General features: G+C 61.2%; 19 protein-coding genes. 11 read left to right on the top strand and 8 right to left on the bottom strand.

Translation table 11 applies throughout. The features are described 5' to 3' along the window. Nucleotides 1–26: 26 nt before the first annotated feature. Together V6943_RS13875 and V6943_RS13880 are read right to left on the bottom strand one after the other, a co-directional pair. A complete protein-coding gene (locus tag V6943_RS13875) occupies nt 27–1,313 on the bottom strand; it encodes an HlyC/CorC family transporter (RefSeq protein ID WP_340554003.1) in 1,287 nt (428 codons plus the stop codon). 9 nt (nt 1,314–1,322) lie between these two features. Further along, nucleotides 1,323–2,123, bottom strand: coding sequence for a cytochrome C assembly family protein (locus V6943_RS13880; protein WP_131650672.1), 801 nt, complete (start codon nt 2,121–2,123; stop codon nt 1,323–1,325). Nucleotides 2,124–2,365: 242 nt separating this feature from the next. On the opposite strand from V6943_RS13880, the gene ffh reads away from it, so the two are divergent. The 11 genes from ffh (at nt 2,366) to thrC (ending at nt 11,899) form a co-directional block, all read left to right on the top strand. Continuing rightward, the gene (ffh, locus tag V6943_RS13885; RefSeq protein WP_131650671.1) at nt 2,366–3,742 is read left to right on the top strand and encodes a signal recognition particle protein; all 1,377 of its coding nucleotides are present in this window, start codon (nt 2,366–2,368) and stop codon (nt 3,740–3,742) included. Nucleotides 3,743–3,929: 187 nt separating this feature from the next. Then, the gene (gene rpsP / locus V6943_RS13890; RefSeq protein ID WP_009867795.1) at nt 3,930–4,181 is read left to right on the top strand and encodes a 30S ribosomal protein S16; all 252 of its coding nucleotides are present in this window, start codon (nt 3,930–3,932) and stop codon (nt 4,179–4,181) included. Nucleotides 4,182–4,186: 5 nt separating this feature from the next. Further along, entirely contained in the window at nt 4,187–4,723 is a 537-nt protein-coding gene (rimM, locus tag V6943_RS13895) for a ribosome maturation factor RimM (protein ID WP_181100502.1), read from the top strand. A 5-nt stretch (nt 4,724–4,728) separates the two neighbouring features. After that, nucleotides 4,729–5,481 carry a tRNA (guanosine(37)-N1)-methyltransferase TrmD gene (gene trmD / locus V6943_RS13900; protein WP_181100503.1) on the top strand — a complete coding sequence of 251 codons (753 nt, stop codon included), beginning with the start codon at nt 4,729–4,731 and terminating at the stop codon, nt 5,479–5,481. 45 nt (nt 5,482–5,526) lie between these two features. Further along, nucleotides 5,527–5,877, top strand: a complete 351-nt coding sequence (rplS, locus tag V6943_RS13905) for a 50S ribosomal protein L19 (protein WP_131650668.1) — start codon at nt 5,527–5,529, stop codon at nt 5,875–5,877. A 170-nt stretch (nt 5,878–6,047) separates the two neighbouring features. Next, a complete protein-coding gene (locus tag V6943_RS13910) occupies nt 6,048–6,458 on the top strand; it encodes an acyl-CoA thioesterase (RefSeq protein ID WP_131650667.1) in 411 nt (136 codons plus the stop codon). A 63-nt stretch (nt 6,459–6,521) separates the two neighbouring features. Further along, nucleotides 6,522–7,418: a site-specific tyrosine recombinase XerD gene (gene xerD / locus V6943_RS13915; protein WP_340554006.1), complete on the top strand. Its 897-nt coding sequence runs from the start codon at nt 6,522–6,524 to the stop codon at nt 7,416–7,418. A 238-nt stretch (nt 7,419–7,656) separates the two neighbouring features. After that, nucleotides 7,657–8,382, top strand: a complete 726-nt coding sequence (locus tag V6943_RS13920) for a thioredoxin fold domain-containing protein (protein WP_181100505.1) — start codon at nt 7,657–7,659, stop codon at nt 8,380–8,382. 99 nt (nt 8,383–8,481) lie between these two features. Next, nucleotides 8,482–8,979, top strand: coding sequence for a GFA family protein (locus V6943_RS13925; RefSeq protein WP_131650664.1), 498 nt, complete (start codon nt 8,482–8,484; stop codon nt 8,977–8,979). Between the two features lie 117 nt (nt 8,980–9,096). Beyond that, on the top strand, nt 9,097–10,401 hold the full coding sequence (locus V6943_RS13930) for a homoserine dehydrogenase (protein WP_131650663.1): 1,305 nt from the start codon (nt 9,097–9,099) through the stop codon (nt 10,399–10,401). Between the two features lie 88 nt (nt 10,402–10,489). Continuing rightward, nucleotides 10,490–11,899, top strand: coding sequence for a threonine synthase (gene thrC, locus V6943_RS13935; RefSeq protein ID WP_340554008.1), 1,410 nt, complete (start codon nt 10,490–10,492; stop codon nt 11,897–11,899). Nucleotides 11,900–12,116: 217 nt separating this feature from the next. Here the strand turns inward: thrC and rnt are convergent, their stop codons facing one another. The 6 genes from rnt to V6943_RS13965 form a co-directional block, all read right to left on the bottom strand. Next, the gene (rnt, locus tag V6943_RS13940) at nt 12,117–12,791 is read right to left on the bottom strand and encodes a ribonuclease T (RefSeq protein WP_131650661.1); all 675 of its coding nucleotides are present in this window, start codon (nt 12,789–12,791) and stop codon (nt 12,117–12,119) included. Further along, nucleotides 12,788–13,831 carry a dihydroorotase gene (gene pyrC, locus V6943_RS13945; RefSeq protein WP_181100514.1) on the bottom strand — a complete coding sequence of 348 codons (1,044 nt, stop codon included), beginning with the start codon at nt 13,829–13,831 and terminating at the stop codon, nt 12,788–12,790. Before pyrC ends, rnt begins: the two co-directional genes overlap by 4 nt. 117 nt (nt 13,832–13,948) lie before the next feature. After that, nucleotides 13,949–14,566, bottom strand: a complete 618-nt coding sequence (locus tag V6943_RS13950; RefSeq protein ID WP_181100516.1) for a PqiC family protein — start codon at nt 14,564–14,566, stop codon at nt 13,949–13,951. Further along, the gene (locus tag V6943_RS13955) at nt 14,563–16,239 is read right to left on the bottom strand and encodes a PqiB family protein (RefSeq protein WP_340554010.1); all 1,677 of its coding nucleotides are present in this window, start codon (nt 16,237–16,239) and stop codon (nt 14,563–14,565) included. The genes V6943_RS13950 and V6943_RS13955 overlap by 4 nt, the downstream gene beginning before the upstream one ends. Further along, on the bottom strand, nt 16,229–16,846 hold the full coding sequence (locus tag V6943_RS13960; RefSeq protein ID WP_340554011.1) for a paraquat-inducible protein A: 618 nt from the start codon (nt 16,844–16,846) through the stop codon (nt 16,229–16,231). Before V6943_RS13960 ends, V6943_RS13955 begins: the two co-directional genes overlap by 11 nt. Further along, nucleotides 16,843–17,451, bottom strand: a complete 609-nt coding sequence (locus tag V6943_RS13965; protein ID WP_340554703.1) for a paraquat-inducible protein A — start codon at nt 17,449–17,451, stop codon at nt 16,843–16,845. The genes V6943_RS13960 and V6943_RS13965 overlap by 4 nt, the downstream gene beginning before the upstream one ends. Between the last annotated feature and the right edge of the window lie 60 nt (nt 17,452–17,511).

Below are 17,511 nucleotides of genomic sequence, written 5' to 3' on the forward strand. Positions count from 1 at the left end.
CAGGCGGGACCGGGCGCCGCAACGAATTATGGCGTGTCGCTCGGTTCTTCCTGAATATCTTCGGCCACCCAGGCGCGCACGCTTTTGACGCGATTGTCTGCGGCCTGCAAGACTTCGAATCGATACTGCTTGATCTGCAGGCAGATACCGCTATTTGGAATATGCTCAAGCGCTTCGGTAATCAATCCGTTAAGCGTCTTCGGTCCGTCGCAGGGTAACTGCCAGCTCAGCGCTCGGTTTACTTCGCGTAGATAGGCGGCGCCGTCTATCACCAAGGTGCCATCGTCCTGGGGGTGTATATCCGGGCTGCGCAAGGCATCCTGGTTGCTGAACTCGCCAACGATCTCTTCGAGAATATCTTCCAGGGTAACGATCCCCAGTACATCGCCATATTCATCCACCACGATGCCGATGCGGCGCTTTTGTTTTTGAAAATTGAGCAACTGGGTAGAGAGCGGGGTATTTTCGGGGACGAAATAGGGCTCGTTGCAGGCTTCGAGCAGGTTGTCCTTGGTCAGTTGGTCGTGACTGAGCAGGCGGGCGATCTGCCGCATGTGCACGATGCCTTCGATCTGGTTGATGTCCTTGCGAAACACTGGCAGGCGGGTGTGCGGTGTGGTGCGTAACTGGCCAACGATGGTTTCCAAGTCATCCTCAAGATCAATGCCGGCGACTTCGTTGCGCGGGATCATGATGTCATCGACAGTCACCCGTTCGAGGTCGAGAATGCCGAGCAGCATGTTCTGTCGATTCAGCGGCAGATCGCTGCCGGATTCACGCACCACGCTGCGTAGCTCTTCGGTGGACAGGCTATCGGTGCCTTTCTTGGACGGGTCCACACCGAGCAGTTTGAGCAGTCCATTGCTGATCCAGCCGAGCAGTGCGACCAGCGGATACAGCACCTTCTGTAGCAGCATCAACGGCAGGCTGACTGGATAGGCGACCACCTCTGGGCGCAGGGCCGCTAGCGTCTTGGGCGTGATCTCACCAAAGATCAACAAGATGATTGTCAGGCCGATGGTGGCAATGGCAATCCCGGCCTCGCCCCATAATTGCATCGCCAGAACTGTCGCGATCGAAGAAGCGAGGATATTGACGAAATTGTTACCTACGAGAATGGTGCCCAGCAGGCGGTCGGGCCTGGACAGCAATTCGATGGCTCGTTTGGCTCCGGAGTGACCTTCTTTTGCCTGATGGCGCAAGCGATAGCGGTTGAGGCTGAGCATTCCGGTTTCGGAACTTGAAAAAAAGGCTGAGCACAAAAGCAGGAAGACCAGCAGGCCAACCAGAAAGCCGGGATGTAGATTTTCCACGTGGTGGCCCTAGATGTGCAGGATGAATTCGCGGACCAGCTTGCTGCCGAAATAGGCCAACATCAGCAGACAGAAGCCCGCCAGCGTCCAGCGAATGGCCTTATAGCCGCGCCAGCCAAGCTGATGGCGCCCCCACAGCAACAGGCCGAAGATTACCCAAGCGATGACTGATAGCAGTGTTTTATGCACCAGATGCTGGGCAAACAGATTGTCGAGGAACAGCCAGCCGGAAATCAGCGATGCCGATAGCAGCAGCCAGCCGGCGAGGAGGAAGCCGAACAGCAGGCTCTCCATGGTTTGTAGGGGCGGGAAGTTCTTGATCAGGCCGGACGGGTGTTTGTGCTTGAGGTGGTGGTCCTGCAGCAGCAGCAGCAGTGACTGAAAGACCGCAATCGTAAGCATCCCGTAAGCAAGAATGGAAAACAGGATATGCGCCAGTATCCCTGGCTCCTCGCTGATGGCCGGCGCGGTGCCGGACGGCGCGAACTGGGCGAAAAGCACTGTCAGACAACCGAGCGGAAAAAGAAGCAGCAGAAGATTCTCGACTGGCATGCGATGAAGCGCGAGCAGAATCAGGAGAATCACGGCTGCGGCAATCAGGCTCGAGGCCGTGAAGAAATCCAGGTGAAGTCCGCTCGGCGACAGCAGCTGGATGAACAGGCTCACCCCGTGCGCAACGAGCGCCAAGGCGCCCAGGACGATAAGCAGGCGCTTATTCGGCACGGTGCGTTGCGCCAGGCGTAGGCCTTGGTATCCGGTGACGCCAGCATAAAGGCAGGCGGCAGCTAGGCTCGGTAGCAGAGGGTGCATAGGTCTGTTAACAGGCTCGAAAGGCGCTGAGTGTGGCATAAACACTCAGCGCAAAAAAGCGTGCAGGCGAGCGGTATGGTGCCGCGTAGCTCGGTGTGTGGGCGCGTTATCGGATGATGCGGTGCCCAGTTGTTGGCGCTGGTTGGCCTGTGACGATGAAAAGCATGGTCGGCGGGGTACCGGCCCGAGGCTTGCAGCTTCTATAATCGCTGCCTTAACCACATCCAGCGTGGAAACGGCACATGTTTGAAAACCTAACCGACCGCCTCTCCCAGACGCTTCGCCATGTTACCGGCAAGGCCAAGCTGACCGAGGACAATATCAAGGACACCCTGCGTGAAGTGCGGATGGCGCTGCTCGAAGCTGACGTCGCACTGCCGGTGGTCAAGGATTTCGTCGCCAAGGTCAAGGATCGAGCTGTCGGAACGGAAGTATCGAAGAGCCTGACCCCGGGCCAGGCATTCGTGAAGATCGTCCGCGCCGAGCTGGAAGAGCTGATGGGGGCGGCCAACGAAGATCTGGCACTGAGCGTGGCGCCGCCCGCCGTAGTGTTGATGGCCGGGTTGCAGGGTGCGGGCAAGACCACTACGGTGGGCAAGCTTGCGCGATTCCTCAAAGAGCGTAAGAAGAAATCCGTACTGGTGGTGTCTGCCGACGTCTACCGTCCCGCGGCAATCAAGCAGCTCGAGACCCTGGCCGCTGAAGTCGGGGTGACCTTTTTCCCTTCCGACACCAGCCAGAAGCCGGTAGAGATCGCTCAGGCGGCGATCCGCGAAGCCAAGCTGAAGTTCATCGACGTGGTGCTGGTGGATACCGCCGGTCGCCTGGCCATCGATGCCGAGATGATGGCTGAGATCCAGGCCGTGCATGCCGCCATCAACCCGGCTGAGACGCTGTTCGTGGTCGACGCCATGACCGGTCAGGACGCCGCGAACACAGCCCGCGCCTTCGGTGAAGCATTGCCGCTGACCGGCGTGGTGCTGACCAAGGTCGATGGTGATGCTCGTGGTGGCGCCGCGTTGTCGGTGCGTCACATTACCGGCAAGCCGATCAAGTTCCTCGGCATGGGCGAGAAGAGCGATGCGCTCGAACCCTTCCATCCGGATCGCATCGCTTCGCGCATTCTCGGCATGGGCGACGTGCTCAGCCTGATCGAGCAGGCCGAGCAGACCCTCGACCGCGAGAAGGCCGAGAAACTCACCAAGAAGCTGAAGAAGGGCAAGGGGTTCGACCTCGAAGACTTCCGCGACCAGCTGCAGCAGATGAAGAACATGGGTGGCCTAGGCGGGCTGATGGACAAGCTGCCCTCGATCGGTGGCATGAATCTATCTCAGATGGGTAACGCCCAGGGCGCTGCGGAAAAGCAGTTCAAACAGATGGAAGCCATCATCAACTCGATGACGCCCGTCGAGCGTCGCAACCCCGACATCATCAGCGGCTCGCGCAAGCGCCGCATCGCCATGGGGTCGGGCACGCAAGTGCAGGACATCGGGCGGCTGATCAAGCAGCACAAGCAGATGCAGAAGATGATGAAGAAGGTCACCGGCAAGGGCGGCATGGCCAAGATGATGCGCGGCATGGGCGGCATGTTCCCCGGCGGCGGGATGCCGAAATTCTGAACGACAGCTGCAAGCCCCGGGCTGTCAGGCCATGAGTAAATGATCCGGCGCGTTCGGGTTTTGCATTTACTTGTAGCTTGCGGCTTGAAGCTTGCTGCTTTTACTCGTAAAATGCGCGGCCTTTCGGGCCCAGGCCCATTTTAAGTGTGTGCCTTAAGTTAGCACCGACTACAGGAACGATGTTCACATGGTAACTATTCGTCTCGCCCGTGGCGGCTCCAAGAAGCGCCCTTTCTACCACCTGACCGTGACCAACAGCCGCAATGCGCGCGACGGTCGCTTCGTTGAGCGTATCGGTTTCTTCAACCCGATCGCTTCGGGTGCGGAAGTGAAGCTGTCTGTAAACCAGGAGCGTGCCGCTTACTGGCTGAGCCAGGGCGCACAGCCGTCTGAGCGCGTTGCTCAGCTGCTGAAGGAAGCTGCCAAGGCCGCTGCCTGAATCGCATGAACGCAACGTCTGCCCCGGCCGAAGATCTGATCGTAATCGGCAAAGTCGTTTCGGTGCATGGCGTGCGTGGTGACGTAAAGGTCTATTCCTTTACCGATCCGATCGACAATCTGCTGGATTACCGTCGCTGGACGCTCAGGCGAGGTGACGAGGTCAAGCAGGTCGAGCTGGTTAGTGGGCGTCTCCAGGGCAAAATCCTGGTGGCTACGCTGAGAGGGTTGACCGATCGGGAAGTTGCGCGAACCTACGCCGACTTCGAGATCTGCATTCCTCGTAGTGAGCTTCCGCCACTGACCGGAGAGGAATACTACTGGTATCAGCTTCAGGGCCTGAAAGTCATCAACCAGCTCGGGCAAGTGCTCGGACGGGTTGACCATCTGCTCGAAACCGGTGCCAACGATGTCCTGGTGGTCAAGCCGTTTGATGGCAGCCTGGATGATCGTGAGCGGCTGCTGCCCTATACCGACCCTTGCGTGCTGAAGGTCGATCTGGACGCAGGCGAGATGCATGTCGAATGGGACGCGGATTTCTGAGCGACATGTCCAGCTTTCGTGTTGAAGTGATCAGTCTTTTTCCAGACATGTTCGCTGCCATCCGTGACTACGGTATTACCAGTCGCGCGGTGAAGCAGGGGTTGCTCCAGCTGCGATGCTGGAACCCGCGTGCCTATACCGAAGATCGCCACCAGACGGTGGATGATCGCCCTTTCGGTGGTGGCCCCGGCATGGTGATGAAGATCAAGCCGCTGGAGCTTGCCTTGGCAGATGCCAGGCAGGCCGCCGGCGAGAAGGCGAAGGTGATCTACCTTTCGCCGCAAGGACGTCAGCTGAAACAGACCGATGTCCGTGAACTGGCGAGGGAGGAGGGGCTTATCCTCATCGCCGGGCGCTACGAAGGTATCGACGAGCGTTTTATCGAAACGCATGTCGACGAAGAATGGTCGATTGGCGATTACGTGCTGTCCGGCGGCGAACTGCCGGCTATGGTGCTGATCGATGCGGTGACCCGATTGCTTCCTGGAGCGCTGGGTCATGCTGATTCTGCCGAGGAGGATTCGTTTAGCGACGGCTTGCTCGACTGCCCGCATTACACGCGACCGGAAGTGTATGCGGATAAACGTGTTCCAGAGGTGCTGCTCAGCGGCAATCACGAACACATCCGGCGCTGGCGTTTGCAGCAGTCCCTCGGAAGGACCTGGGAACGCCGTGCCGATCTTCTGGATGGCCGCTCGCTTTCTGGAGAAGAACAGAAACTGCTGAAGGAATACATCCATCAGCGGGACGATAGTTAACGTATCGATGGCAGGCTACAAGGGCTTGTCTCAGGAGCACACAGCATGACCAACAAGATTATCCAGGCGATCGAAGCCGAGCAGATGACCAAAGAACTGCCTCCGTTCGCCCCCGGCGACACCGTGATCGTTCAGGTCAAGGTAAAGGAAGGCGAGCGTGAGCGTCTGCAGGCCTTCGAAGGCGTCGTGATCGGCAAGCGTAACCGCGGTCTGAACAGTGCCTTCACCGTGCGCAAGATCTCCAACGGTGTGGGTGTGGAGCGTACCTTCCAGACCTACAGCCCGATGGTTGACAGTCTCAGCGTCAAGCGCCGCGGCGATGTTCGCAAGGCCAAGCTGTACTACCTCCGCGCGCTGTCCGGCAAGGCAGCCCGTATCAAGGAAAAGCTGTCCTGAGGACTGCGCTCCTTGTAAGAAAAAAGCAGCCTTCGGGCTGCTTTTTCGTTATTGCGATGTTTTTTGAAGTTTCGTTAAACCCTGATTCCGTTCCCTGCCGGCGTGCCTGGTAGCGTGACAACAAAGACAAGATTCGCAGCACGGTGGCCACACTACTTGCGAGAAGTGGCATGACCCCAAGAGATATTGAAGTTCAGCGTCGTACCGATCTGTCCGTCACGCATGTGACCAAGGCGGTGTTCCCACCGACCACCAATCATCACAACACTTTGTTCGGCGGCACCGCACTGGCCTGGCTGGACGAGGTTTCGTTCATTACTGCGACACGCTTCTGCCGGCTGCCACTGGTTACCGTGTCTTCCGATCGAATCGATTTCAATCACCCGATTCCCGCTGGCTCCATCGTCGAGCTGATTGGTCGCGTGGTTAAAGTGGGCAATACCAGCCTGAAAGTGGACGTCGAGGTGTTCGTCGAGAGCATGTATCACGACGGACGCGAGTTGGCCATCAAGGGCACCTTCAGCTTCGTCGCAGTGGGCGAAGACAACCGGCCGGTGCCGGTATTGCCTGATCACGTCTGACCACGCTGGCTGTTTGCTGGCGCCTTGTGAAACACTGCCGCGTCGAGTCTTTCGGATACTGCCATGCCTGCCTTGGATGCTCCTGTAATTGACCGTTTTCTGGATGCCTTGTGGCTGCAGAAGGGACTGTCGGACAACACGCGGGATGCCTATCGCAGTGACCTGGCGCTGTTCAACGGCTGGCTGGCCGAGCGTGACCTGAAGCTGGAAGATGCCGGGCGCGTGATCATTCTCGATCATCTCGCCTGGCGTCAGGCCAACGCCTACAAGGCGCGCTCCACCGCGCGCTTTCTATCTGGCCTACGTAGCTTTTATCGTTTTCTGCTGAGCGAGGGATCGATCAGTGTCGATCCGACCTTGCAGGTCGATCTGCCACAGCTGGGGCAACCCTTGCCCAAGACGCTATCCGAGGCGGATGTCGAAGCGTTGTTGGCCGCCCCGGATATTGGCGACCCGCTCGGCTTGCGTGATCGGGCGATGCTGGAAGTGCTTTATGCCTGCGGGCTGCGGGTGACCGAGCTGATTTCGCTGAGCCTCGACCAGATCAACCTGCGTCAGGGGGTGTTACGAACTCTCGGCAAGGGCAACAAGGAGCGTCTGGTGCCGCTGGGAGAAGAGGCCTTGCACTGGCTCGAGCGTTACCTTCGTCAGGCTCGCGGCCTGTTGCTGGGCGACAAGCCAAGCGATGTGGTGTTTCCAAGCCAGCGTGGCACTCAGATGACTCGTCAGACCTTTTGGCACCGGATCAAACTGCATGCCTCGGTGGCAGGTATCGGCGCGGCGATATCGCCGCATACGCTGCGCCATGCGTTCGCAACGCATTTACTCAACCATGGTGCTGACCTGCGCACCGTACAGATGCTGCTGGGTCACAGCGATCTGTCGACCACCCAGATCTATACCCATGTCGCCCGTGCACGCCTGCAGGAGCTGCACGCCCGCCATCATCCGCGAGGCTGATCGGACTCGAGTAAGGGCGCAGCAGCATGCGAACATCGGTCGAATGAATTCCCTACCTGCTGGCCGAATTGAATGTTTGAGCACAACGTGTAAGGCCGAGCTTGTTGGGTCAGCGGCCACCATCGAGGTGCGCTGTAGCCCACAAACCCATCATGCAAGGCCGTCCCAGCAGTTGCTTGGATGGTGGCTATGATAATCTTCGCGCCCACCCCCTTGATCGATGTCGCCAGGAGTTTCCATGCGCGTGATTCGTCTGTTCGCTGCCGTGGCTTTGGGCCTGGCCAGTTCCTTTTCCATGGCTGCCGATCCGGACAAGGCGATCCGTCAGTCGTTGCAGTCCATCCAGCCCGATATGCCGATCGAGGCCATCGCCGAAAGTCCCATGCCCGGTGTCTACCAAGTGCAGCTCAAGGGCGGTCGCCAACTGTATGCCAGCGCCGATGGGCAGTTCATCATTCAGGGCTATCTGTTTCAGTTCAAGGATGGTCAGGCGCGGAATCTCACCGAACAGGCTCAGAGCCAGTCGGTCGCCGCGGCCATCGATGCGATTCCGCTCAATGAGATGGTGATCTTCGCGCCGGAAAAACCCAAGACCCACATCACGGTGTTCACCGACACCGATTGCGGCTACTGCCAGAAGCTGCATAGCGAAGTGCCGGAACTGAACCGTCTGGGCGTGGAAGTTCGCTACATGGCGTTTCCACGCCAGGGAATGGGTAGCCACGGCGCCAATACGCTGACCAGCGTCTGGTGCGCCAAGGACCCGCAAGAGGCGATGAACAAGGCCAAGGCCCGTCAGGAGCTTCCCGCAGCCACCTGTGACAATCCGATCGCCGAGCAGTACGAGCTGGGCCAGCTCATAGGTGTGCAGGGCACGCCGGCCATCGTGCTCGCCGATGGGCAGATCATTCCCGGCTACCAGCCAGCGCCCCAGTTGGCTGAAATCGCTCTCAAGGCCAAGTGATCGCACGAGGCGGCGTCTTCCTGGCGACGTCCGTCGGCCCAAACTGAACTGTCTCGCTCCCAGCGCTCAAAGTCTGCAATACCGACGGAGGGCGCGATCATGAAGCTTGAAGGTTCCTGTCACTGCAAAGCCGTGCGTTTCTCGCTGGAGTCGGCTACGCCTTACCCATTCATGCGCTGCTACTGCTCCATCTGTCGCAAGACGGCAGGTGGTGGCGGCTATGCGATCAACCTGGGCGGCGATCACCGTACGCTGAACGTCGAAGGGCGCGAGCACCTGAGCGTCTATCGGGCGCGCATGGCCGATCCGCAGTCCGGTGCAGTTCGTGTCAGCGACGGTGAGCGTCATTTCTGCAAGCACTGCGGCAGCGCGCTCTGGTTGTGGGATCCCAACTGGCCGGAGCTGGTGCACCCCCATGCGTCGGCTATCGACACCGATCTTCCCACGCCGCCCGAGCATACTCACCTAATGCTTGACTCGAAGGCGAGCTGGGTCGAGCCGCAGGTGTTCGATACCGACAGGTGTTTCGCCGACTATCCAGACGAGTCGCTGGCTCAGTGGCATGAGCGCCTGGGCTTGGATGGGGCAAAGGACTAGCGCTTCGCCAACCCGCCGCTCGCGCAGCGATTTGACTAAAACCCCGCCGATTCGTAATGTGCGACTCTTTTGTTCGGCTGGTGCATCCGGCCGTTCGCTGGGAATGGGGAGTGCAGCTTGAAACCGGTGAAAGTTGGCATCTGTGGGCTGGGAACCGTCGGTGGCGGAACCTTCAATGTGCTCAAGCGCAACGCCGAGGAGATTGCCCGCCGTGCCGGGCGTGGAATCGAGGTTGCGCAGATCGCGACCCGGCAGCTCAACCCCAAGTGCGACACCGGCTCCATTTCCATTACCGACGATGTTTTCGCCGTCGCCAACAATCCTGAAATCGACATCGTCGTCGAGCTGATCGGCGGCTACACCCTGGCGCTCGAGCTGGTGCTCAAGGCCATCGAGAACGGCAAGCACGTGGTCACGGCCAACAAGGCGCTGATCGCCGTGCATGGCAACGAGATCTTCGCCCGTGCCCGCGAGCAGGGCGTCATTGTCGCCTTTGAGGCTTCAGTTGCGGGCGGCATTCCGGTAATCAAGGCGATCCGCGAAGGTCTGGCGGCCAACCGTATCAACTGGCTGGCCGGTATCATCAATGGCACCGGCAACTTCATTCTCACCGAGATGCGCGAGAAGGGCCGTGCCTTCGAGGATGTGCTCAAGGAAGCGCAGGCGCTGGGTTACGCTGAGGCCGACCCGACCTTCGACGTAGAAGGCATCGATGCCGCGCACAAGCTGACCATCCTCGCCTCCATCGCCTTCGGCATCCCACTGCAGTTCGACAAGGCTTATACCGAGGGCATTTCGCGTCTGACTACAGCCGACGTGAACTACGCTGAGGCGCTGGGCTATCGCATCAAGCACCTGGGCGTCGCGCGCCGGACCGACGCTGGTATCGAACTGCGCGTGCATCCGACGCTGATCCCCGCTGATCGCCTGATCGCCAACGTCAATGGCGTGATGAATGCGGTGATGGTCAACGGTGATGCGGTGGGCTCGACGCTTTATTACGGTGCAGGCGCCGGCATGGAGCCAACCGCCTCGGCAGTGGTGGCCGACCTGGTGGACGTGGCGCGAGCGCTGACCACCGACCCGAACAACCGCGTGCCGCACCTGGCGTTCCAGCCCGATTCCCTGTCGGCTCATCCGATCCTGCCGGTCACCGCCTGCGAGAGCGCCTACTATCTGCGCATCCAGGCCAAGGATCATCCAGGCGTGCTGGCCCAGGTCGCGACCATCCTGTCCGAGCGCGGCATCAATATCGAATCGATCATGCAGAAGGAAGCGGAAGTCCATGACGGGCTAGTGCCGGTCATTCTAGTGACCCATCGTGTGGTAGAGCAGCGCATCGATGAAGCCATATCGGCACTCGAGACGCTCGATGATGTGGTCGACAAGGTCGTGCGGATTCGTGTGGAACAGCTGAATTAACCAGAGCTGGAAGCTGGAAGCCGGAAGTCAGAGCGAATCGCCGGGCTTCAAGCTTCAGGCTTCAAACTCAAATCGAAGGTTTGACGATATGCGCTACATCAGTACCCGTGGTCAGGCTCCGGCCCTGAATTTCGAAGACGTGCTGCTGGCTGGGCTGGCCAGCGACGGCGGCCTCTATGTGCCGGAAAACCTGCCGGGCTTCACTGTCGAGGAAATCGCTTCCTGGGCCGGCCTGCCATATCACGAGCTGGCATTCAAGGTGATGCGCCCGTTCGTGGCTGACAGCATTCCTGACGCCGACTTCAAGCAAATTCTCGAAGAAACCTATGGCGTATTCGCCCATAGTGCCGTGGCACCGCTGCGCCAGCTGGATGGCAACGAATGGGTGATGGAGCTGTTCCACGGCCCGACCCTGGCCTTCAAGGATTTCGCCCTGCAACTGCTCGGTCGCCTGCTCGACTACGTCCTGGCCAAGCGCGGCGAGCGCGTGGTGATCATCGGCGCCACCTCGGGTGACACCGGCTCGGCGGCCATCGAAGGTTGCCGCCGTTGCGATAACGTCGACATCTTCATCCTGCATCCGCACAACCGCGTTTCGGAAGTGCAGCGTCGGCAGATGACCACCATCTTCGGCGACAACATCCACAACATCGCCATCGAAGGCAACTTCGACGACTGCCAGGAGATGGTCAAGGACAGCTTCGCCGACCAGGGCTTTCTCAAGGGCACCCGTCTGGTGGCGGTGAACTCGATCAACTGGGCGCGGATCATGGCCCAGATCGTCTACTACTTCCATGCAGCCTTGCAGCTGGGCGGTCCGGCGCGCTCGGTGGCGTTCTCGGTGCCGACCGGCAACTTCGGCGACATCTTCGCCGGCTACCTGGCGCGCAACATGGGCCTGCCGATCAGCCAACTGGTGGTGGCCACCAACCGCAACGACATCCTGCACCGTTTCATGAGCGGCAACCGCTACGACAAGGACACCTTGCATCCCTCGTTGTCGCCGTCCATGGACATCATGGTCTCATCCAACTTCGAGCGATTGCTGTTCGACCTGCACGGCCGCAATGGCGCTTCCGTGGCCGAGCTGATGAGCGCCTTCAAGGCCAGCGGCAAGCTGTCGGTCGAGGAAGCGCGCTGGACCGAAGCACGCAAGCTGTTCGATTCCCTGGCCGTGGACGACGAGCAGACCTGCAAGACCATTGCCGAAGTGTTTGCCAAAACGGGCGAATTGCTCGACCCCCACACTGCAATTGGCGTCTACGCCGCCCGTGAATGCCGTCGCAGCCTGTCGACGCCGATGGTGACCCTTGGCACTGCACATCCGGTGAAATTCCCCGAGGCGGTGGAGAAGGCCGGTGTCGGCAAGGCGCTGGAATTGCCGGCGCACCTGGCCGATCTGTTCGAGCGTCCTGAGCGTTGCACCGTGCTGGCGAACGATCTCAAGGCCATGCAGGCTTTCGTGAGCGAACACGGCAATCGCGGCAAGCCGCTGTAAGCGGACCCCGATGCAAAAGGCCAGTCACGTGACTGGCCTTTTCGTTTGTAAGGGTAGGGTGGGCTTTAGCCCACCAAGGCGGGATAGCAACCGTGTCGACCGCGGGGTTTGGTGGGCTGAAGCCCACCCTACGGGCTGGAGGCGGGAAAGCTGGGTGAAAGGGCCGCTCCGAGTCGCTTTTTCGTCCAGCCTCACGCCTCCAGCGCTCTTGTCGGCTTCACTCGTCGAACTCTTCCCAGCCACCCATTTCCTTCCAGCGATTGACGATGCCGCAGAACAGCTCGGCGGTCTTTTCGGTGTCGTAGCGGGCCGAGTGAGCCTCTCGACCGTCGAAGTCGATGCCCGCGGCCTGGCAGGCCTTGGCCAGGACGGTCTGGCCGTAGGCGAGGCCGGCAAGCGTCGCCGTGTCGAAGCTGGAGAAGGGGTGGAAGGGGTTGCGTTTGATGTCGCAACGGGCAATCGCTGCGTTGAGAAAGCCCAGGTCGAAGCTGCTGTTGTGGCCCACCAGGATGGCGCGTTTGCAGCCGGCCGATTTCACCGCCTTGCGCACGCTGCGCAGGATCTCGCCCATCGCGTGGGATTCAGCGACGGCCATGCGCAGGGGGTGATCCAGCTTGATTCCTGTGAACTCGAGCGCGGCGGCTTCGATATTGGCGCCGGCAAAGGGCTCGACCCGGAAGAACATGGTTTCCTGCGGATAGAGCAGGCCTTGTTCATCCATGCCGATGGTCACCGCAGCGATTTCCAGCAGGGCGTCGGTGGCGCAGTTGAAGCCGCCGCATTCGACGTCGACCACCACCGGCAGGAAACCGCGGAAACGCTGCGCCATGGGCGAGCGCGGTTTGCCCGAGAGGTTGTTCTCCAATTCGTCGTCGAACGAGTCCTCGCTCATGCGCTTGCCTCCAGACGCCATTGCAGGGTTTCGCCCGCGCGCAGGGGCACGACGTTGTGCTCCCCGAAGGGCAGGTGGCCAGGCACGTTCCAAGGTTCGCGCACCAGCGTGATCTGCTCGGTGTTGCGTGGCAGACCGTAGAAATCGGCGCCGAAATGGCTGGCGAAGGCTTCCAGGCGATCGAGTGCGCTGCGCTGCTCGAATGCCTCGGCATAGAGCTCGATCGCCGCATAGGCGGTGTAACAGCCGGCACAGCCGCAGGCGTTTTCCTTGGCATGCTGGGCGTGAGGTGCCGAGTCCGTGCCGAGGAAGAATTTCGGGCTGCCGCTGGTTGCGGCGTCGAGCAGGGCTTCCTGATGGACGTTGCGCTTGAGGATCGGCAGGCAGAAGAAGTGCGGACGAATCCCGCCCACCAGCATGTGGTTGCGGTTGTAGAGCAGGTGATGTGCGGTGATCGTGGCGCCCACGTTGCTGCCGGCGGCCTCGACGAATTGCACCGCATCGCGCGTGGTGATGTGCTCGAACACCACCTTCAGCGTCGGGAAGCGCTCGGTGATCCGACTCAGCTGCTCTTCGATGAAGTATTTCTCGCGATCGAAGATGTCGATTTCCGAGCGAGTTACCTCGCCATGGACCAGCAGCGGCAGGCCGACCTCGGCCATGGCTTCCAGCACTGGAAAGATATTGTCGATGCGGGTCACGCCGGACGCCGAGTTCGTCGTCGCGCCAGCCGGGTAGAGCTTGGCGGCATACACATAGCCGCTGGCCTTGGCTGCACGCACGTCGTTAGGCTGCGTGCCGTCGGTCAGGTAGAGCACCATCAGCGGCTCGAAGGCGCTGCCCTTCGGACGGGCGGCTATGATTCGCTGGCGATAGCTATCGGCTTCGGCGGCGTTGCGCACTGGCGGCACGAGGTTCGGCATGATGATCGCGCGAGCGAACTGGCGCGCGGCGTCCGCCACGGTGTGTGACAGCGCTGCGCCGTCGCGCAGATGGATGTGCCAGTCGTCGGGACGAAGAAGGGTGATACGGTCGGACATGCAGATTTCCAGGCGGATCGAACGTGCGCGAATGCTACCGGAAAATCCGCTGGCCCGCTTCCGACCGGAAGACTATTAGCTCGATTGGATGGAGCGGGCCTCGGGCGGTACCGGCAGCTATGGCTGCGGGCAGCCGCTGTCGGGAGTCGCTGCCCATTGGCGTGCCGTTCGGGCGATGGTAGCCGCCAGCCCGGCGATGGCACGCTGGTGGGCCAGTACCAGGCTGTCCACCTCGCTGCCGGCCTGTTCATGGATCACGCTGGCGCAGGTCAGTGCCCGGCTCTGCCGGCCGCGCTCGCTCATTTCCAGGCTCCACATTACGTCCAGGGCAGCATGCCGGCCGGGCAGCGAATCGAAGCGACGAACGTCGGTGCGCAGGCTCAACACTGGAACGTTCGTCCGGCCAGGCAGACCTGCCAGGTCACGCACGCCGAGGCGCTGTTCCAGTTCGATCGCCAGCGCATCGTGAAATTCGTCTGCTGGGGGCGAGGCCCAGAGCGCGGTTTCCAGGATCGCCAGGCGGCCATCGCTTTCGCGCACCACCAGGCTCGGCTGGTCCGTCTGTACCGGAATGCGCACCGGTAGCACCTGCAACTGGAATCCGGCCGCTTCGGCTGGCGCTTCGGTCATGTGCGGCTGGGCGGCGATGAGTGTGTGATAGCGCGTCGGGGTCGAGCTGCAGGCGCTCAGGACGAACGCGCCGGCGAGCATGAGCAGAGAGGGGCGCAGGTTCATGGCTGGTGCTCCGAATTCAGTTCTCGCGAGGTGGCTTGGCCTTTGTAGTTCGCCGGTGTTTCGTCGCCGCTGCGGCCGCGGATCAGCGATTCGGGGTGACGGCTGAGGTAGTCCGACAGTGTCCGCACGGAGCGCACGGCGCGCTGGACTTCATCGAGGGTATCGCCTAGTTGTTGGCGCTGTGGCGAGTCTTCAGCAAGCGCCTGGTTGGCGTTCTGCAGGGTCTGTTCCGATCGCTCCAGGGTGCGCTGCAGTTGCGGCAGGACATCGCCGTTGACCTGCTTCAACGTTTGGCGCAGCTCGTCGAGACTGCCATTCAGGTTGTCGGCCAGCGATTCGATGGGCAGCTTGCTGAGCTTGTCGACCATGGCCTGCAGTTGCTCCTGCAGTTTGTCGAAGCTGCCGGCGATGGTCGGGATGACCATGGGCCGGGCATGCTGATTGAAGGCTACCTTGGGCGCCCGCGGGTCGAAATCCAGTGAAATGTACAACTGGCCGGTGAGCAGATTGCCAGTGCGTGCCTGCGCCCGCAGGCCGCGGTCGACGAACATTTGCATGAGGCGGGCGGTGTGTTCTTCAGTATCGCCGCCCAGGGTCTGGGACAGTTTGTCATGCGCGGCGCCCAGCCGACTGGGGTAGATCACCGCGCCGACCACCGCAGGGAAGCTTTTGTTCTTTTCGTCATAGTCGAGTTTGACCGAGACCACGCGGCCGATGGGCACGCCGAGAAACTCCACCGGCGCATCGACGTTCAGCCCGCGCAGCGTCTGGTCGAAGCGCATCTGTACATAGCGCGGCGGGCCGTCGGCGGGCGCCATCGCCTGGCGCACGTCGGCAAACAGCGTGAACTCGCTGTCCGGCGCGGCCGGGCTGGCGTCGGGGCTGTAGTTAGGGGCGCGGAAGGCGATGCCTCCGGCGAGTATGGTAGAGAGCGATTCGGCGTTAACCCGCAGGCCATCTGCAGCGACGGAAACATCTACGCCACTAGCGTTCCAGAAGCGCGTGTCGTCGGTGACGAAGCGATCGTAAGGGGCGTTGACGAATACTTGAACCTGGACCCCCTTGCCATCGTCGGCCAGCCCGAACGAGATCACCTGGCCGACCTGAAGGCGGCGGAAGTACAGCGGCGAGCCGACACCGAGCGAACCGAGATTATCGCTGCGCAGGGTGAACTGCTTGCCTTCGGCGCCGAAGGTCACCGGTGGCGGTGCTTCCAAGCCGAGGAATTCGCGACGGGTTTCCTCTGCGCGCCCGGCATCGGCCCCAATGAAGGCGCCGGACAGCAGGGTGTCGACGCCGGATACACCACTGGCGCCGATGCGCGGCCGCACCACCCAGAATTTGGTGTCTTCACGAGTGAAGGGCTCGGCGTGCTGATCCAGTTCGACCGTGGCGATGACACGGGTGTGATCCTCGCTGAGGTTGATGGCGGTGACCTGGCCGATGACCACGTTCTTGTACTTGACCTGCGTCTTGTTGGCTTCGAGCCCTTCGGCGGTCTCGAAGCTCACGGTGATTTGCGGCCCGGCAGAAAGCCAGTTCTGCATGACCATGGAAAAGCCCACCAGCGCGGCGGCGATGGGCACTAGCCAGACCAGCGAGACGCGGACCGGCCGATGCCTGATCTCGGGCGTGCCGGCAGGTGATTCGGTGTGGTGGGGGTTATCTGACATCGTCTTTCTCTGCATCCCAGATCAATCGCGGATCGAAGCTCATCGAGGCCATCATCGTCAGCACCACGACCAGGCCGAAGAACAAAATACCCAGGCGCGGCTCGATGGTGCTCAGCGCGCGGAATTGCACCAGTGCCGCGACCAGCGCGACCACCAGCACATCGAGCATCGACCAGTAGCCGATGATTTCGATGAAACGGTACAGCCGCGCGCGTTCGCGCATGGCCCAGCGGCTGCGCCGCTGGGCGCTGATCAGCAGCATGCCGAGCACGAAGAACTTCATGCAGGGCACGCCGACGCTGGCAATGAAGATCAGCAGCGCGATGTCCCAGGACCCGTCGTTCCAGAACTCGATCACGCCGCTGAGAATGGTGTTTTCGCTGCCGTTGCCAAACATATCGGTGTACATCACTGGCAGCGTGTTGGCTGGTACATAGAGGACCAGCGCGGCGACCAGCAGCGCCCAGGTGCGCGGAATGCTGTTCGGTTTGCGTCGATGCAGTGGCGCGTCGCAGCGTGGACAGTCGCTAGCTTCCGCGCGGCATGCCAGGCCGCAGTCGTGGCACAGCTGCACGCCCAACTCCGAGGCGTAGGGAGGTTGTGTCATCGTATCGGCACCTGCAGATCGTCCCACAGGCCGCGCACGTCGCGGCCGGCTATCAGGAGGATAAGGACGGTCAGGATGGCCATGGCCCAGAGGCCGATGCCGGGATGCACGTCGAGCATGCCGCCGAGCTTGATGATGGCGACGAGAATCCCCAGCAGGCACACCTCCAGCATGCTCCAGGGACGCAGATGCTCCAGCGCCCGCATGCAGGTTCGGAAACCCGGTGCGATCCGGCCGCTACGCGCATGTACCAGCACCCAGGCCAGCAGGATGATCTGCAGGCCCGGCGCGAAGATGATGCTCAGGCCAGCGACCAGCGCGATGGGTGTGATCTGTCCTTGGGCCAGCGCTTCGACGGTCCCCCATAGAGTCGCCTCGTTGCTGAGCCCTTGCATGCCTATCTGCATGATGGGAAAGGCGTTGGCGAACAGGAACAGGATCGCGGCAGCCAGCGTGAGCGCCAGCAGTTGATCGGCGTTCAGATGTCGGGCCTTTTCCAGTAGCGCGCCGCAGCGCTGGCAATGGGCTGTCTGCCGGCGTGCCAGGGTAGGGCGCTGGTACACCGAATCGCAGTGTTCGCAAATGATCAGCGACGTCCCGACCAGCGCGCTCGGGCTTGGCGTCGAGGCGCGTTCGGCAGCCTCGGCTGTCTGGCGGGTTAATGC

The organism is Pseudomonas sp. CBC3 (genome assembly GCF_037967085.1).
GTDB lineage: Bacteria > Pseudomonadota > Gammaproteobacteria > Pseudomonadales > Pseudomonadaceae > Stutzerimonas.

What these genes read in the sequence shown, in the direction of transcription:
- V6943_RS13960 (WP_340554011.1), bottom strand. Translation starts at nt 16,846, where the DNA reads ATGACACAACCTCCCTACGCCTCGGAGTTGGGCGTGCAGCTGTGCCAC.
- ffh (WP_131650671.1), top strand. Translation starts at nt 2,366, where the DNA reads ATGTTTGAAAACCTAACCGACCGCCTCTCCCAGACGCTTCGCCATGTT.
- rplS (WP_131650668.1), top strand. Translation starts at nt 5,527, where the DNA reads ATGACCAACAAGATTATCCAGGCGATCGAAGCCGAGCAGATGACCAAA.
- pyrC (WP_181100514.1), bottom strand. Translation starts at nt 13,831, where the DNA reads ATGTCCGACCGTATCACCCTTCTTCGTCCCGACGACTGGCACATCCAT.
- rimM (WP_181100502.1), top strand. Translation starts at nt 4,187, where the DNA reads ATGAACGCAACGTCTGCCCCGGCCGAAGATCTGATCGTAATCGGCAAA.
- V6943_RS13920 (WP_181100505.1), top strand. Translation starts at nt 7,657, where the DNA reads ATGCGCGTGATTCGTCTGTTCGCTGCCGTGGCTTTGGGCCTGGCCAGT.
- V6943_RS13955 (WP_340554010.1), bottom strand. Translation starts at nt 16,239, where the DNA reads ATGTCAGATAACCCCCACCACACCGAATCACCTGCCGGCACGCCCGAG.
- V6943_RS13880 (WP_131650672.1), bottom strand. Translation starts at nt 2,123, where the DNA reads ATGCACCCTCTGCTACCGAGCCTAGCTGCCGCCTGCCTTTATGCTGGC.
- xerD (WP_340554006.1), top strand. Translation starts at nt 6,522, where the DNA reads ATGCCTGCCTTGGATGCTCCTGTAATTGACCGTTTTCTGGATGCCTTG.
- V6943_RS13910 (WP_131650667.1), top strand. Translation starts at nt 6,048, where the DNA reads ATGACCCCAAGAGATATTGAAGTTCAGCGTCGTACCGATCTGTCCGTC.
- V6943_RS13925 (WP_131650664.1), top strand. Translation starts at nt 8,482, where the DNA reads ATGAAGCTTGAAGGTTCCTGTCACTGCAAAGCCGTGCGTTTCTCGCTG.
- rpsP (WP_009867795.1), top strand. Translation starts at nt 3,930, where the DNA reads ATGGTAACTATTCGTCTCGCCCGTGGCGGCTCCAAGAAGCGCCCTTTC.
- trmD (WP_181100503.1), top strand. Translation starts at nt 4,729, where the DNA reads ATGTCCAGCTTTCGTGTTGAAGTGATCAGTCTTTTTCCAGACATGTTC.
- V6943_RS13950 (WP_181100516.1), bottom strand. Translation starts at nt 14,566, where the DNA reads ATGAACCTGCGCCCCTCTCTGCTCATGCTCGCCGGCGCGTTCGTCCTG.
- thrC (WP_340554008.1), top strand. Translation starts at nt 10,490, where the DNA reads ATGCGCTACATCAGTACCCGTGGTCAGGCTCCGGCCCTGAATTTCGAA.
- rnt (WP_131650661.1), bottom strand. Translation starts at nt 12,791, where the DNA reads ATGAGCGAGGACTCGTTCGACGACGAATTGGAGAACAACCTCTCGGGC.